Source organism: Streptomyces sp. NPDC002156 (genome assembly GCF_053593675.1).
This window is the reverse complement of record NZ_JBSFDA010000016.1, coordinates 16,681-34,098: the sequence shown is the minus strand read 5'-3', so window position 1 is coordinate 34,098 and position 17,418 is coordinate 16,681. Positions and strand designations below refer to the sequence as shown.

6 protein-coding genes are annotated in these 17,418 nt (G+C 65.9%); all 6 read right to left on the bottom strand.

Annotation, left to right across the window (positions count from 1 at the left end):
• Positions 1-15 precede the first annotated feature (15 nt).
• Complete coding sequence (locus ACWCRB_RS10035; protein WP_450995585.1) at positions 16-1,200, bottom strand: McrC family protein; 1,185 nt, start codon at positions 1,198-1,200, stop codon at positions 16-18.
• Entirely contained in the window at positions 1,197-3,017 is a 1,821-nt protein-coding gene (locus ACWCRB_RS10030) for an McrB family protein (RefSeq protein WP_450995584.1), read from the bottom strand. Before ACWCRB_RS10030 ends, ACWCRB_RS10035 begins: the two co-directional genes overlap by 4 nt.
• A gap of 64 nt (positions 3,018-3,081) precedes the next feature.
• A complete protein-coding gene (locus tag ACWCRB_RS10025; RefSeq protein ID WP_450995583.1) occupies positions 3,082-4,926 on the bottom strand; it encodes an AIPR family protein in 1,845 nt (614 codons plus the stop codon).
• A 93-nt stretch (positions 4,927-5,019) separates the two neighbouring features.
• The gene (locus ACWCRB_RS10020; RefSeq protein ID WP_450995582.1) at positions 5,020-9,081 is read right to left on the bottom strand and encodes an Eco57I restriction-modification methylase domain-containing protein; all 4,062 of its coding nucleotides are present in this window, start codon (positions 9,079-9,081) and stop codon (positions 5,020-5,022) included.
• A complete protein-coding gene (locus ACWCRB_RS10015) occupies positions 9,078-12,101 on the bottom strand; it encodes a helicase-related protein (RefSeq protein ID WP_450995581.1) in 3,024 nt (1,007 codons plus the stop codon). The genes ACWCRB_RS10020 and ACWCRB_RS10015 overlap by 4 nt, the downstream gene beginning before the upstream one ends.
• The gene (locus ACWCRB_RS10010; protein WP_450995635.1) at positions 12,098-17,374 is read right to left on the bottom strand and encodes a DEAD/DEAH box helicase; all 5,277 of its coding nucleotides are present in this window, start codon (positions 17,372-17,374) and stop codon (positions 12,098-12,100) included. The genes ACWCRB_RS10015 and ACWCRB_RS10010 overlap by 4 nt, the downstream gene beginning before the upstream one ends.
• Positions 17,375-17,418 lie beyond the last annotated feature (44 nt).

The window sequence follows — 17,418 nt, the reverse complement described above, 5'->3', positions numbered from 1 at the left end:
GTTCTGGTCAGGCCATCATGCTTTATGAACGAGTGCGGCGGCGATTCGTGACATGGCGGTGAGTACTGCGGGTGGCTCAGCAGCCAGCGGCACGGTGTGCTGTATGAGCTCAATGCCGGAGTGCCGAACGGTGTGACGCAGGGCTTGCCTCTCGCCCGCGGCGTAGATGAGGTGCCCGCGGTCAAGTCCCAGACCGAGACAGTACGAGGCCATCTGGTAGAGATCGGCGTTCGGGAAGCCACGCACCGAGTCCGCCTTGTACTTGGCGTCGGCCACCCCTGCAGCTGTGCCGTCGCCGCGACACCAAACGACATCGGGGAGCAGGCGGATCCGGTGTGCCTCGTCGAGGAAGTGGCGGCCGCCATCGGTGATCACATATCCGGAGTACGGACGGAGTGCTTCCCGGAGCGATACAGCAACAAAGTCCTGGAAAACCTTTTCCATGTTGATCAGTAGGCCATCCACGGGGACGGTTCCCCCGCCGTCGAGTTCGTACGAAGCTCCTCGCAGGACGAGCTCTCCGAGGCGGATTGCGGTACGCAAGCGCGCGTTGTCAGGGCTGGCAGTCCAGTCGGGCAAGGCCCGCGTCGATGGCACGTCTCCCACATCGGGGAGTGCGGCGATCACCCGTCTGAGCTCGGGACGGCAGGTTGCCGGCACCCCGGGGAGCGCCAAGAGACGCCAGGCCGCCGAGCGTAGGATGCGATTCTCTGGGATGTCTTCGGTGAATTCCTCGTAGCTTGCTTCCACGGGGAAGGCTCTGCCGAAGTGCCGACGCAGCTGATCAGCATGGCGTATACGACCGCGTACGACGGGCAGTGTCGCGTCGACACTCACGTACCCCTGTAGCGTGCCGTGGCGGAGGCCGCGCTCAGCGGCTCTGACGAAAGCGTACGCCACCGCCGGGAGCAGTCCGTCGCGCTCCGACGCTTCGATGGGCTCGGGGTACCAACGGTCCGGAGCTGCGGTGTACGCCAGGAGGAACAGGAGACGTGCGATCGGCGTCTTGGGTGCGATGCGGACATCGATGCCCCCGATTCGCGCGGCCCCGACGAGCCGGTTGCCGCTGATTCGCCACAGACCGGGGCGGCGGCCTGGCTCCACTCGCACGATGCGAGACGAGGTCAGGGCAGCTGCCTGTAGCGGGCTGAGTTCCGCTTGAATGGCTTTGCCGCTCTCGGACAGGTCGAGGCGCGTCATGCCGGACCGCTGACATCCTCGCCAGGAGCTTCGTCAGCTGAGGGGGCCTGACGCAGCAGTGCCGCTTCCTCGATGCCGAGCTCGTCGAGGATCTCGTCTAGCGCGAACCGATCGATGGTATCGCCGGGTTCCTGGTCGGCTAGCAGCGGCAGGATCGAGGTACGCCAGGCGCGGGCGAGCGCGCCCGGCTCCTCATACAGCGAACGGCGCATGAAGTAGGACGGTCCGAGCTGGAAGTCCCGCTCGGCGATGCGGCTGTTGAGCTCTTCTAGGAGTAGGGCTGCGGTATCCGGAAGTCCTTCGCTGCGGAGCCAGTTGCGCAGCATGGACGAGGTGGGTTCGGCGGTGGGATGCAGCTCAACGAAGGAGAAGCGTCGCCGCATGGCTGCGTCGACGCGTGCCACCGACCGGTCGACCGTGTTCATCGTCCCGATGATGAGGACATTCCGCGGGAGCGTGAAGCCGTTGCCGTCGTCGGTTCCGTACTGGAGATGCACTATGTCGTCGCGGTACTCCAGCAGGAAGTACAGCTCTCCGAAAACCCGAGCCAGATTGGCCCGGTTGATTTCATCGATGATCAGAACATGAGGGCTGGATGGGTCCTTGCGGGCGTTCTCGACGGTGCGCCGGAATGGACCAGGCACGAGTTCGAATCCGGGCTGCCCGTCCTTGCCCTGGCGTGGGCGGAACCCTTCGAAGAAGTCCTCGTAGGCGTACGAGGGATGAAACTGTACGAGGGTGACGCGTTCACGTCGTCCTGCTGTGAGGTGCAGAGCAAGCTTGCGTGCGAGATACGTCTTGCCAGTGCCCGGCGGGCCGTAGAAGACGAGCTGAGGCCGTTCCTTGAGGAGTTTGATCCAGTCGTCGAGATCCTGCGGACGGATATGCAGATCTTCGGCCAACCGGGCGTCCGGCCCGGGGAGGTGCAGGCTGCGACGGGGTGGAGGTGGGGGAGCGCCGGCCTCGGTCGGCAGCATGGTGGCGAGGTCGTCGGCGAGGTCTGTGAGGTCGACGACGCTGAGTTGGACGCCGAGCTTGCCGTTGAGGCCGTCCGGTATGTCGTCCTCGAAGGGATCGATAGGGGCCGCGGTGTTGAGCCAGCGCACACTGCGGGTCAGGGCCACCGTCCGGTCCGATGTGAAGTGTGGGCCCGACGTGACCTCCCCCAGATACAGCTGATCACCCTCTCTGGCAGGGGTCAGTACCAGGTCACCCTCGCGCATCCGGTTCAGGAAGAGGTGGATCTCCGCGCTTTTGTCTCTCAGGGCGACTTGGGCGAGATGGGCGTAATCGGCTTCGACGGCGAGACGTACGGCATCTTCGCCACTACCTGGCTCCAACACCCGCAAGCGTGACGCCTCGACGCCGCAGTACCCCTCGTTCAGCCAGTCCTGTAGCAGGTCGGAGGGGCCCGTGTCGGAGGCCCGGACTAGCCAGGCGCGGCGCGGTGGGGATGGCGCAGCGGTGCCCAGAGCTTCGCGCATAGCTTCGACGGTAACCCTCCGGGCTGGATCTGGTCTCCCCGACTGTGGCAGGAGTGTGCTTTCCCTGCGCATGGCGTGCGCCTGGGACTGCGAATCGGGCTGAGCCGCGTTGCTGACGATGCGATCGGAGGCACTGGACTGGATCTGCCGTGCATAGCGCATGACGGTGGCGGGATCGACTCGCAGTACGTCGGCGACGTCGTCCCGGGTGGCCCAGGTCCCAGGGGTGAGCAGCGCGAGTACGACGCCCAAATTTCCGGCGTCACCTGTGTCTTCTGTGACCCGGATGATGAGTTCGTGGGTGCCGAACATGGCGTTGTCGGGGGAGAGCACGCGAAGGTCTCTGGATCCTCTAAGTGGCGGAGCCTTGGTTAGGGAGACGGGGCGGTGGCGGTGGCTAGTCAGCCCTTTCGCCAAGGTTCTGCCGGAAGACGTCAAATACCGTCTTCGTGTGGTCCTGATCGCTCAGGGATTCAACCATCCCGGCGAAGTTCGTGCGGGCGTCCTCAACCGCCTTCGCCCGGTCGTGCTCGCCGGCACCTTTCGAGCCCCCGCGTTGGAGAGAGGGTGCGAGGTGCGGGAGGAACGGAACTATGGGTTTGAGTGCCTGATGCCAGTGCTTGATCACTTTGGGGAGCGTGGGCTGCCGGGAGAACCCGAGAGTGAACGGATCGCGCGTGCCGCGGCCGAGCAGGGTGTCCATGCAAGCGGCGACGGCATCGACGACCACGGGGACAGCACCGCGGCGCTGGAGGAAGTCGTGCACCTTGCGCGGGTTGCCCTTGAGGTCTGGATCGTTCCTGCACCTGACGGCGTACTCGGTCTTCGCCTGCTCCACCGCGCGATGCAACCCGTAGCAGAACAGCACATGTCGTGCCGTGGTGTGGTCGCCGAAGAGGCTGGCGTAGAGCCCGTCGTCCGACCAGATCCTGCCCGGCTCGTTGTAAGCGATGTAGGGATCACCGTGGAAGGCTGCGAGGGCCTTGGCTGCCGTCGTCGCCACGACGCGGTTCGCGGGTGGCGCCACTGCGATGTCGCTGGGGTCGGTACGGCGCCCGCCGTCGTAGGCGATGTCGCCGAGCTGCTGGAACTCCTTGATGAGGCGCAGCTGGGTACGGTCGTTGCTGCGGAAGTCCGCCGGCAGGGTGGCGAGCTGACGGTTCGTGGTGCGGATCACCTCGCTGACGAGCGAAGGGTCGTCGCACACCACGAACCGGATCAGCAGCTGGCCGGCCTCGGTCTGTCTGCGGAGGGTTTCGTCGCTCACGGCCCCGGTCGTTTGTGCACCATTGACGATCGACAGACCCTGCAACGTGATGACACGCCGACCGTCGGGGCCAGGCTCACCAACCTCGACTCCCTGGGTGAGAGCCGTAACGCCGTTGTTCAGGACGAAGAGATTTGCCGGCTGCTCCTGCACGGTTTTACGGATCGCGCTGTTGATAGCGCCCTTCTTGCCCTTGACTCCGACGAAGCCACGGACGTTGGCGGAGAACAGACGGTTTTCCTCGGTGCCGTTGTGTTCCCAGTACAGGTTCTGGAGCCAGGCGGTGTCCACGGCGGTGCACACGGCGCTCCACTTACCGCTTGACAGTTCGAAGCAGTCATCCACGGTGAGAGTGATCTCATCGGTGACCAGAATGGGACTCCGCGACCCTTTGTACCAGCGGTACAGGGTGGGCACACCTACCTCGAGACCGATGACGCGCTCCGGAGCGGAGTCCGGATACGCTTGCTGAAGCACTCGCGTCGCCATGCGAACGGTTGCGTCGAGCTCGGCCCGCGCGTTGGCGGTCTCGAGTTGATTGTGGACGAACCAGAACTGCGCCTCCTTGATGCGTCCGTCCTGGAGGGACTGACGGACGGCCTCGCCGGCGGGCTTCAGCCGTGCGGGCAGGTCCTCCGGTTTCCCGCTCAGCAGCCAGGCGACGCTCTCGTTGAGGGCGGTGGCTTTCCATACTTTGGGCTCTGCGAGGGATGACTTGGGAGACTCGAACCCCTGGGCAATGATGAGCTTCTCGGAGTCGGGGTCGATGTAGACCAGGTCACAGCCGTGGTCCTGACCCCCGTCGGTCAGGGAATCGACGGCCACCGCATGGATGTCGTCGATTCCCTGGTGCAGCTGGAGGGCGAAGAGCAGGCGCTTGTTGTCCCCGTATTCATCACGGTCGAGGTCGGTGCGGTCGTCGAGCACCTTCTTGAGTACGGCCGCCGCTTCCTGTGGCGTTACCCCGTCACCCACGCCGCTCACCTTGTCCCCTCGCTGATGCGTAGTCACGCCGTTTCAGATCCTAAAGTGTCGAGCTTGCCGCGCCCTCGTCGCACGGAGAATGGATTACTCCGGCACATGCCTTGGCCCTTGTCCCGGAGGTGGGTTGAGCGGTGAGACGTAGGCGTCGCCCGCCTGGGCGGCCTTGTCCATGGCTGTGTAAGCCTCGATGATCAGCCGCTTCGTGCGGTACTCGCCGTGGGCCGCCATGTCCTTGCCCCGCACGATGGGGAACGTCTCCATCACATGGCCGGCCTGGGCCTCGACCAGGCCGTAGAGGTGGAACATTGCGGCGTCGAGCTCGGCCCGGATCTGGGCTCGGCGCGCTTCGTCCCAGCGGAAGGGGGGGCCTTCGTCGCCGAGGTCGCGGGCGAAGGGGGCGAGGTCGTGGGCAGTGTAGGTGAGTTCCAGGACGCGAGCGGCGATCCAGCCGATGTCCGTTTGCTCTTGGACCCATCTGAGCTGGTCGAACGCCTCAGGGCGAGGAAGCGCGATCTGCTTAAGGATGAAGTAGTTGAGAGAAACGCCACTCATCTTCTGTCTGACGAGGAAATCCATAGCAAACGAAGACATGCATGCAAGTAGCGCTGCTGGACTTCCGTGTCGGGCGAACGCGAGGAGGAACTTGTTGTTCGTGGCAATACGAGGCACCACATCAGCCACGAGTGTCCGCTCGTCCGTGGACCGAGTCACATCGCGCCACCCCAATAGCCATCCCTTATCCCACCGTCCACCCAAGCGGTAGTCCACATCGCACTCGGACATCCAGTACCGCGGAATCGGCCCCCGCCACGGGTCGTTTTTCTCCTCAAGCGTCAGCCGCGGCAGCTCCGTGTCCTGGCTGCCCTGAGGTCGCTTGCTGTAGCAGGACAGCCGATGGTCGTAGTGGTGGATGAACTTCGCCTCATACAGTGGCAGCAGTCTGCCAGTGCCGTTGGTGAAGACGTTTCCTTCCAAGTGCAGCCCTCCGGCCTCCAGTTCGGGCTGCTCCCAGAACAGGTCGGAGTCATTGGCCATGTCGAACATCCGCATGAAGGAGATGCCCCACGGGTTGGCCTCATGGATGTTGTCGTTTTCGTTCCAGAGCACTGGTACGTGCCCGTAGATTCCGAGCGTGATGTCGGCGTCCTGTTGGGTGCGGAACATGGGCATAGTGCCGGTGTTGGGGTTCACCAGCAGCAGATCCTTCGGATTGACCTCAATGCGATCGCCTCGCGGCGGCAGTTCGTCAGGATGTTTAGCCAGGGTCCATGACTCGGCTTGCCTGATTTCGGTGTTTCGCCCAGTGACCGTGAGGAGAGAAAAGCGGAAGCGGCGGTTGCCCACATCCGTCCAGATCCGTGGGTTGGTGACGAAGTCCAGCAGTGAGTCGAGGCGCCGCTGTTGGAGGATGTCCCGGAAAAATGGTGCGGTTGTGGAGTCCACTGCGATGCCGGTCGGCACGATGATGCCCATGCGGCCATGCCCCGCGATGAACTGACGGGCGGATTCGGCGAACACAGAGTACGTGTTGACGTCGCCCTGTCCTGTGAATGGGAAGCGTCCTGAGTCGCGCAGGATATGGAGAGTGCCCTCGGAGCGCCGGCGCGCAGCGAGATAGGCGTCGTAGTGGAAGCGTTGGTCCGGCGAGGCGGCGAGCTTGGCGATCGCGCGGTCGCGGGCCGCCTTGTTCGTAGCGTCCGCGATCTCCGGGACGCGTGTGGCGAAGAACTCCTTGTCCTGGAGTTTCACACGGTCCCAAGGAGGGTTGCCCAGGACGCAAGAGAAGCCGCCGCTCCATCCCAGGTCTGGGTCGTATCCGGGCGCTTCGTCGTCCGAGCTGTTGAAGATGTGCGGGAACTCCAGATGCCAGTGGAAGAACCCGTATTCACGGGCCAGTTGGTCTACCGTCTGGTCGGTCACTGCACCCGCGCTGCCGTTCTCGATCATGCGGCGCCAGGAGTCCGCGGCGATTCCCTCCGGTCCGCCGACATAGGTGGGCCACACGAAGGCGGCGCACCAGGCGTCCGCGATACGGCGATCCCTGACTTTCTCCGGGGAGGACTGCCATGAGCGGTACTTGTCGATCTGCCGATGGATGTCGGCGAGCTTGCGACCGGGCTTGCTGTGGATGTCCGCGATGACGTGGGCGTGGTGAGCGTTGCCCGTGGCCACGGTGACGCCGCCAGTGGAGAACAGCGCGTCCTGTCCTGCGTCGCGCTCTTCCCGGTTGCGCTTGCGGAGCCGGGCGACTTGCTTGACGTCGTCGCCTTCGAGGGCCTGGTACGCCACGTCGGGGATGCCCTGTTCCAACAAGCGCGGCGTGGCACCGAGCAGGGCGTTGCCGTGACGGATGTGGGCATCGAGGAAGGACATCGGGCGGGGCTTGCCCGGTTCGAGGGCCTGCATCCAGAGGGCGAACTTGGCGAGGTCGACAGCCATGCGGTCAAGGTCTACGCCGTGGATGCAGCGGGCCACGACGTCGGGCAGCCAGCGCTGTACGGCATCGACGGGTGGTTCGGTCTCTTGGGTGTGTACGACGGCGATGCGTTTGGCGATGCGGCGAGCGGCGGCGACCAGGAAGTGTCCGGATCCGCACGCCGGGTCGCACACGGTCACCCGCAGCAAGGCGTCCGCGGGGTTGGACGACCTCGCCGCTTCCTCCAAGACGGGATCCAGGGCGGATTCGAGCAGGGTGTCCACAAGGGCCGCGGGAGTGTAATACGAGCCCGAAGCCTTGCGGGAATGCCCGGCGGAGTTGCGCAGGTGATAGGTCTTGCGGTCCGGATCGGGGTCCGGGACCAGTTCGAGCAGCCCCTCGTACACCCCGCCCAGCTCCTCCGCGCCGAGGTGGCGGTAGTCGACGGGAAGCCAGCGGCTGCCGTCGTCGCTGCGGACCCGGGAGAGGTGGCGCACGGCGGCGAGGAGACGGTCGTTGGGCAGCCGCAGGGAGGCCAGGGTGACGTCGTCGAGGAGGTGGTCCTGGGGACCAGGATCGTAGACCCCGCCGAGTCCTGGCAGAGCGAGTCGAGGATCCCCGCCCTCCTTGCCGAGGGCGTTCAGCACCATGACCAGGGCTTGCCACAGGTCGTCCCGGCGGTCGCCCTTCATTGTCAAGGCGAGGCGGCGCAGTCGGCCGCTGGAGAAGTACGTCTCGTAGCGGGCCCGGGCTTGCGGATCGCTGTCCTTGCCGAACAGCGCCTGCCGGTCCTCGGCGACGAACAGGAAGATCAGTCGGTAGACGAGGCGTAGCAGGGCGGTGTTGAGGCGGTCCTTGGGGATGTCGCCGCTCCTGAGCCCTGTGCCCAGCTGCTCGTTGGCGGGGTGGGCGAGGAAGCCGGAGCCCAGCTCCTCCAGCGCACGCTGAAGCCCAGTACTCAGGCCCCGCAGGAAGCGTGAGCCGCTCTCCAGGGCTTCCTCCCGCCAGCGTTCGAGCCAGCAGTCGGCGGCGGTTGGCTCTCCGGGTGCGTCCTCCTTGCGGGGCAGCAGGTCGATGCGAGAGGCGTGCAGTAGGGCATACAGCAGGTAGAAGTCCGCGTACAGGTCCCCGTCGAAGATCGATTCGAGGTCGAACTCGATGTACGCGGAGCCGACGAGGGAGGTGGAGTCCCGCACCAGTCGCAGCACGCGGCCGTTGGAGAGCACCCCCCACAACAGCGAGCCGCCGGTGTTGAGGCAGTCCTGCAGCATGGCTTGGGGGACGCGTCCTCCCTTCGCGGGGCGGCGGTCCAGTTCGGCGTGCCAGGACAGAAGGTGGACTGGGAAGTGCTCGTGGTGGAGATGGCTTACGGGGAAGGATCGTCCGCCAGCTGTGACTCCCCGCCGTGTCGCAGGCAGTTGGCCGTAGCCGAGTTCGGCGAAGAGGGGGAGCAGCCACTTCCGCCGGGTCAGAGTGGTGCCGAGGTTGGCCGCTGGCTGCTGCTTCAGTTGGTCACGGTAAGACTGGTACACGCCCTGCAGATACACCCACGACCGGCTCACGGCGTCGCCTAGTCGCCCGACTGGCAGGCTGTACTCGCCCGGCGTCATCCCGGGCAGGGCGCGGTCTCCTGCGGAGATACGCGCCAGGATCTCGGGGGAGAGCACGCTGCCCTCGATACGGACAGCGGTGAATCCGTCGCTCGCGAGAGGGACGGCAGTCAGGCTCACGCGGTGCCTCCGGGTGTGGTGGTCCGGTTGGTTGATGCGGTGTCAGGAACGTACACATACACGCCGAGGACATCGGCCGAGGGCTGGAACGTCACCTGCAGTCCGCGCCGGGCGGCGGAGGCGGAGCGGCGGACGCGTCGGTGCGCTGCGAGGAGCTCGGATGCTGCTGCCTCTCCATAACGGTCCAGCTCCGGCTGGATTCGGTCAAGATCGCGTACGGCCCGGTCCGCGTACTGACGTACGTGTTCTTCCATGGCGTTGGCTGTGGGTTCGGCGTCCAGGAGCTGGGCTACTTCCGGCGGGGTGAGCCACTCGGGTGCGCTAGCACTGCCCCGGTAGGCGAGGACGCGGGCCTCCTCGGCCACTGTGGGTGTCGTGCCGCGCCCCGGCAGGGTCAGGTGATGGCGGAGGCGTACCAGCAGAAGCGTGGTGCGGGAGTCCACTGCGGTCGTCCTGATGACGCCGCAGCGCCGGGCCAGGCGCCGCCCGCCGGCGATCGATCCGTCGAGGGAGGTGTCGAGCACCCACTGGGCCAGAGCGACCACACGGGGATCCGACCTGGTGAGGGAAACTTCGCCGATCCGTTCAGCACCTTCTGCGCGGAAGGTGAGCTCCAGGGTTCGGGCCGCGCCGTCCAGCTGTAGGTCACGCAGCAGTCCAGGGGGCAGCCCGGTGAGGTCGGCGGTGAAGTCCCCTGCTTCTTCTTTCGGTTCCTCGAAGGCTGGCTGGGCGATCGCGGAGGAACCGGCGGGCCTTCGGCGGGCGCTGACCGAGACCTCTTCGCGGGAGGGAGCGAGACGCATGGTGGCGCCCAGCTTGGTGAGGCTGGCTCGGACGAACCGGATGACGTCGTCCCGGTTTCCGATGGCCTGCCGGAGGGCGTCGATCTCCTGTTGCATCTCGTCGGTGTGGATGGTGCGTTGCGCGTAGCGGGTCTGTGCCTTGGACTCACGCTCGGCTGCGTCGCGCCACTGCCGCTCAAGTGCCTCGGCCGCCTCTTCGGCCTCCACGTCGAGGGTCAGCTGTCGCTCTTCGCGGCCGCGCAGCAGCACACCCTGCACGAGTGCCTGTACCAGGCTGTCGGCTGCCTCCGGGACCGGTACCGCGACGCCGGTCGCCTTCTGGATGGCGCGGTGTTTGCGCAGCAGGACTTCGAGGACCACACCATCGATGCCGTTGTCCTCGCCGTACAGGGTCACGGCTCGCACGTACGTCGAACGCTGGCCGAAACGATCGACACGTCCTTCGCGCTGCTCGAGACGCGTCGGGTTCCACGGAAGGTCGTAGTGGACGACAGCCTGGAAGCCGTGCTGCAGGTTGACGCCCTCCGACAGGCAGTCGGTAGCGACCAGGACCCTGCGAGCGGCAGGGTTCTGAGTGAGCGTCGCGATACGGTCCTCGCGCTCCTTCGGGGGCAACAGCCCGGTGACGTGCTCGACGGTGATCTTGCCGAGGATGGACTTCAGGTAGTCCGCAACGTACTGGGCCGTGGGAATGTACCGGCAGAAGACGATGGGGTTGTAGCCGGCCGTGATCAGCTGCTTGACTTCCTTGCCCACCTGAAGGAGCTTCCGGTCGTGCTCAGGGCCGGCGAGCTGCCGAGCGCGTTCGGCGAATCGCCGGAGCCTTTTCCGCTCCTCCAGGATCCGGGCCTTGTCCCGGTCGCTCAGTTCACTCCCATCGGCTCCTTCCACTGCCGTGAGAGGGATCAGTGCCTCAGTGGCATCACCGGCAGGCGCGGCGTCGGCGCCTTCGTCGGTGTCGTCCTCGGTGCCGTCCAGGACAGAGGCTCGGCCGAGCCGTTCTGCTTCCACGTCGGTCAGACCCTCGACGGCGGCCCTGGTCTCCAATGTGGCGGCGGCGGCCAGCGGCGAGGAAGCGAGGGAGCGCAGCAGGGCGAGGGCGGACCACCAGCGGATGCGGTCGCGGGTCGCACCGCTGCTCGTACGCACGGTCTCGCGCGCGTACGCCAGTATGTCCTCCAGGAGATCCGCGTACTCGTCGTGCATCCGGAAGGGCACATCCCGCAGGAACCGCGTGTCCGGGAAGTGGGTCTCCTCCTGCAGGTAGTGCTTGATGTCGCGGCGGCGTCGCTGCACGAAGAACTTGGCCAGGCGCATCCTGTCTTCGGACTGGGACGGGTCGAACGAGCCGGAATCCGGGGCGAACTGAGGGTCGAGCAACCCGATGAGACAGCGGAAGGACTCCTCCTTACCGCTGTGCGGAGTGGCGGTGACCAGAATGATGTGGCGCTGTGGTGATGTGGAAAGCTCGGTGAGGAGCTCGTAGCGCAACTGGCGGTGTTTGCCGGCCCGGTCGGCGGCGTCTGGTACGCAGGTGTGGGCTTCGTCGACGATGACGAGTTCCGGTGCGCTGCGCAGGAACTGGCTGCGGCGGTCCTCCCGCTTGATGAAGTCCGTCGACACGATTGTGAACCGGTATCGGGAGAAGAGGCTTTCGGCGCCCATCAGGTCGCGCTCCAGCTTCTTGACGGTGCTGGGCAGAACCAGCGCGGCTTCGATGCCGAACTTGTCCCGCAGCTCGTCCTGCCACTGCCGGGCCAGCGCTGGGGGGCACAGCACACTGAACCGGTCAACCTGCCCTTGCGCCACTAGCTCCTTTGCGATGAGTCCTGATTCCACGGTCTTGCCGATGCCGACATCGTCGGCGATGAGTAGACGCGTCACATCCATGCTCATCGACATCATCAGCGGTACCAGCTGGTAGCGCCGAGGCTCGAAGTTCAACTGGGCGAGGGACCGGAAGGGACCCGCGCTGTCCCGAAACCCGATCTGCAGCGCGGTTCGAAGGAGCCCCGCGCTGCTGAAGTCACCCACCTCGTCGGGGTCGGTGCTGGGCCGGGGAAATGAGGAGTCCTCTACCTCCTCGACGAAGAGCCCGGTGGTGAATGCCGCGTCACCGCCCAGTGGGCGTGCCACCAGAAAATCCTCGGTGACCTTCTCCACAACCCAGTCCCGCCCGCGGGCGGCCACCAGGTTGCCGGTCTCGTACTTGGTCACCGGGCTCCTCCGGATCCGAACACGTTCGGATAACGGTCGACGATCTTCTGCCAGTTGTCAGTGTGCCCGAAGCGGACCACCAGCCAGCCCGCGTCCATCAGCCGGTCCTCGGCCTCCTCGTCGCGCTGCTGCTGGGTGGGCCGGTCATGGTGCGGACCATCGACGAAGACGGCGACGTCAGCACCGGCGAGGCGGTAGACGAAGTCCGGGCGGGCCGCGAGCTCTATCAGCGGGACCTGCGCCTCGTCCGGCACACGCAGCTCCCGGACAGCGAGGAAATCGAGGAAGTTTCGCTCCAGTTCACTCTCGCTGTCCTCCTTGAGCATGTTGAGCCGGTCGGCAGGACTGGCTGCCCCACCCGTGCCTCGCACCGTTGCCCGTGCGATGCCCCTCAACAGCCCAATCGCCTTCGTACGGTCGATCAGCCGGTGCTCGCTCTGGTTCCCGTACGACAGAAGGCAGTCGTAGCAACCGAGTTCGCAGGGCTCGGGCAGGCCGGCCGCCGCCGGCACGTCCTCACCGGTGTCGGGGTCGGTGTGCACAATACGCAGGGCTTCGGCGGCCGCAGTTGCCAGGGCGTCCGGTTCGGCCTGCAGGCGGCGCAGCACCCCGGCCCCGCCCTCGGCGCTCTCCGTGAACAGCATCCGGGCCCGGTTGTCCGGGTCCGGCAGTGCGATGGAGGTCAGCTCGGAGTCCTCCAGCTGGAATGCCGCCTCGACACCGCGCTCAAGGGCGAAACGCAACGTGGTGGCGGTGATCTCGTCAACCGGCTCGGCGAGACGCAGAAGGAGGATGTTCCGTCGGTCCTCCACAAAGGGGACCACGGGGCGCGAAATGTCGGCATCCGCAAACGACTCCCGTTCGTCCGATTCGAGGGCTTCGGCCTGCTTGTCGGGCAGCCATCGGCCGGTCGCAGTGTCGATGCGGTAACCGACCCGTGCCTTGTCCTTGCGTCGTCGTCGTCCCTTGTTGATGACGCGCAGGCTGGCGGTGTCTCCGTAGGCCAGATCGGCAAGCTTCTGGCCATCGAGGAGAATCTGGGCGTCCAGCCTGGCCGGTCGGTCGCCGTGCGCGTTGAACCGGTAGGCGGTTTCCAGCTCGAAGCCTGCCCGGCGTCGTTCTTCCTCGTCGGAGGAGATGCGTTCGCGACGCTCGGTGACGACTGTGGTCAGCCGCATCAGGTTGGGGATGAGCCCGGTGAGCGCTTCACCGCAGTTGTCGCAGAGATCCGTCCCGGCTTTCTGCTCGTGGAAGTAGCCGCAGTGGCGGCAGAACCGGGCCGCTTCGGTGTCGATCTCGCCCGGTTCGGCGATGGGCAACTGCACCCGCTTGACCTCGTATCGGGCTCCTTCGTGGTAGATGAGGGCACCGGGGCCGAACTCGTTGATGGCTAGGAAGCGGGGGCGTTGCAGGTAGTCGCCCTCAGTACCCGCACCCCGATTTTTGCGGGAGCCTGGGATGTACGCGGCCAGCGGGAGTCGCGGGAAGGAGTATCCGGGCAGGAACCCCTCAGACGCGAAGTAGCGGTACGTATAGAAGTCGCTGAAATTGTGGCCGAGGCGCTGGCTGTCCTCGTTCCGCAGCAGCTTGAGCTGGTTCTCGGCCTCGCGCCTGCGACGGGCCGCCTGCTCACGGGACTGGGGGCTCAGCGACTGGTCGAGGACGCGGCGGTTCTGTTCCTCCTGCTCCGCTAGAGCGCCCCGGTAGAGGTTGCGCCAGCGGTCGCATGCTCGGTCGAAGCCTCGGGCGGCGTTGCGGACGACGTCCTCCAGCCAGCGCGGGCTCCACCAGCTTGAGGTGTCGAGGTCCGGTACGGACGCGAGCACGTTACGGGCTCGCTCCTCCGCACGGCGGGCCGGTGCCGGATCGAGCATCTGCGCCCAGATCTCCTCGCGCACCGGATAGCCGCGCATCGAATCAGCGAGATCCAGCACCTCAGGCAGGCTCGAGTGCAGGTCGGCTCCGGTCTCGGCGAGCCAGATTGCCTGGATGTGGCTGCGGACCAGATCCTCGTTCGCGAGGTCGAGGCGCGGCGGTGCCACCCGCCCTTGCACCATGAGGTGCGACCGACGGAAGTAGTACTGATCGTGTGCGTTCCCGATGGCGCAGTAGGTGGTGACCAGAGCGGGCTCACCGGAACGTCCCGCGCGCCCGGATCGCTGCGCGTAATTCGCCGGGGTAGGTGGCACATTGCGCATCGCGACTGTGTTGAGGCTCTTGATGTCGACGCCGAGCTCCATCGTCGGGGAGCAGTACAACAGCGGCAGTCGGCCAGAACTGAACCGAGCCTCCCGTTCCTCCCGTACGGGCGTGGGGACCTGAGCAGTGTGCTCCGCGGCCTGCAGACCGGCGAGGCTGTGGGCGAGATCCGCGTAGAGACCGCGGAAGAAGGCGTTGACGCGCGGTGCGGTGCCACCGTGCCGGCGCCGCAGGAGGTCGCGCATGCCTGCGGAACCGTCTGAAGGCAGCCAGAGCAGCGAGGATGCCTTCACCCGGTAGCCGGGGGTACCCGTCTCTGACCGTGGCACGGACTCCGTGATCAGGTCTGCTTGGCAGAGCACTTCGAGCAGCCTGCGGATCACGAGCTGGGCGTCGTCGACGGTCAGGCGGTCCGACAGATGAGGGAAACAGCTCGGCGCGCGTAGATAGCGGCCGAGCATGGACCGGCCGGTGAAGTGGACGTCACTGCGGTACCCGCCGGGCCGCGCCGACGTTGGGAACACAGCCGCAGGGCGGGGCTCCGGATGACTCTCCGCGAGCGCCCAGGGGCCGGTCAGCCACTGGTCGGAGCGCGAACGCACCCGCTCGAAACCGGTGCGGGACAGCACCTCGACGTCGACGGCGAGATTGCGGCGCATCTCATCAAGCACCAGCCGCAGCAGCTGCTCGCGCTGCTCCTGGGCGGCGTCGGCGAGAGCCACGTGCCCGCTCTCCCAAAGGTCCTCGGCAGCCGCAATCTCACCGAGAGCCGGATAGTCGAAAGCCAGGAGCCCGGTCTGCTCCAGGCCCGGCATCGTCACACGCCAGGACCCCTGCAGATCCTGGTACAGAAGGAGTTCCACTACCGCGCGCAGAGCAGAGGTGACATTCTCCCGCTGATGGCTGAAGCGAACCTCTGCCCTGCCCGCGTAGGACTCCACTGGCAGGGCCAGGGCATCGGTGACACGCTGTGCCAGAGTGTCGTAGTGCAACCCGGCTGCACCGACGTCGCTCAACGCCTTGACCAGAGCGCCCCGCAGATGCGTCACCTGGACAAAGTCGTTGAAATGCCCGGCCTGCAGACTGGCGTCCTGACGGTTGTCCACGAAGGTGAGCAGCTTCTGAGCCTCTCGCGGCATCTCCTCGCCGGGTGGCTGGCTGCGCAGACTCCGGACGATGCTCGCGCTGATCACCGTCATCGCGGAGCTGCGCCCCTCCGAGTCGAGGCTGGCGAGCTTGGCGAAGTCCCGGCCACGGACTTGTTCGTACGAGACCTTGCACTCGGGGTTCAGGCAGAACAGGAACGGGGCGGGGACGAAGGCAGCCCTAAGCCCCTCGGCACCGTCGGCAGGTTCAGTGCCGTGGTCGCCTGCGGCTGAGGGTTCACTCTCCGCGCCGCCGTACCCCATTTCCGTACCGTCGAGGGCCACGGTCACAGGCACCGGAAGAAAGCGCCGACGATTGTCGATTACATCGATACCGGATTCCTCGCGCACGAGCCATGAGTCCGGCAGCCGCCCGTCCGCGACAGGATCCGCCGGCCACGGTGCGGCGGTGCTCACATACAGATAGCCGTCCGCGGTCTGATCGTCGTCCGACTCGTGATCGTGCCTCGGCTCGTAGGCCACTTGGCCAGCTCTCATCGTCCGGGACACAACGAGGTACTCCTGGCCGCACTCGCGGCAGAAGGACAAGGGCAGCAGGAGCTTCCCCCGATCGCCCTGGACCACACGCTGGTATCGCCTGGTGGCGTAGCGCGTCGCCTCGGGTTCAAGGCTTACATAGACGGTGTCCCCCTTCGACACGAACTGGTGCAGGCGGAAGGCGAACAAGGGACGATGTGTGTCAGGGTCCTTCGCCTTCGCCCCGGCGCGCAGCATGTCCTCGATGGCAGCCCTGCACAAGTCCTCGTCCTGGTTCACCAGGGCGGCCAGGCCAACAGCAGCATCGGCTAGCGTGATCGGGCGCTGTCGCTCCAGATGCCCGGCCTGGTCCCGCAGACCGAACGTGTTCTCGATCCAGACCGCGAGCGGATCCTCAGTAAGGTCGTCGTAGCTGCGGGTGAGCCGGTCCGGTGCTCTGAGGACAGCTTCAGTCAACTGCGCCGGCGACGGATCCGGCCCTCGGGTGGCGCGGCGGAGTGTTTCGCCGATTACATGTTCCGGTGCTACGTCCTCCGGGCCTCCGAAGATCCGGCTGGCAACGCGAGCCACGTCTTTGCGGCGCTCCAGATGATCTCCCTCGTTCGACATGGTCGCTGAGGTTCCGATGCACTGAAGGCTCCGCGCCTCGCAGGCGTCCCGCACACGCCGCACCAGCAGAGCGACATCCGCTCCCTGCCGGCCGCGGTAAGTGTGGAGCTCGTCCAGGACGAGGAAACGCAGATCGCGTGTGGCATTCAGAAAGTTTCCGCGCTCCTTGTCGCGGGTGAGTAGGAGGTCGAGCATCACGTAATTCGTGAGGATGATGTCGGGGCGATCGCGTAGGATCCGGTGGCGTTCCTCCTCGGAGTCCTGGCCGGTGTAGCGGGCAAAGGTCACCGGCGACGCCTCTGGCCCGTACCCTGCCTGAAGGAACTTCTCGAGCTCTTTGCGCTGGCTGTTCGCGAGAGCGTTCATCGGGTACACGATCACCGCGCGCGTACGGCGTTGCGTATCGCCCGCGGCGCGTGCACGCAGGATGTGGTCCACGATTGGCACGATGTAGCCGAGGCTCTTGCCCGATCCGGTGCCCGTGGTGAGTACGAAGCTCCTGCCAGTGGTGGCTACCTCGATCGCTTCTCGCTGGTGTCGGTGGAAAGAGATGGGAACGCCGGGAGACCCTTCGGCGTCTTTGCCGGTGCGGAAGATCTTGGAGCACTCGGGGTGCAGCAGCTGGCCCTTGACGAGCTCGTCAACCGAGCCCCCCGGTTCGAAAAGAGGGTTGATCGACAGCCATGCGTCCGGCCATTGGCCGCCTTCTGCGAGGTCGCGCTCGACGGCCTCACGAATCCTGGGGTCCCGGATGCCCACGAATGACTCGGTGAACTGCCGGTAGTCAGCGACAAGCTTCCGGTGCAGTTCAAAGACATCCACAGCGGCCAAACCTCTCTCATCCCCTGGTCGGCCTACATCATCGC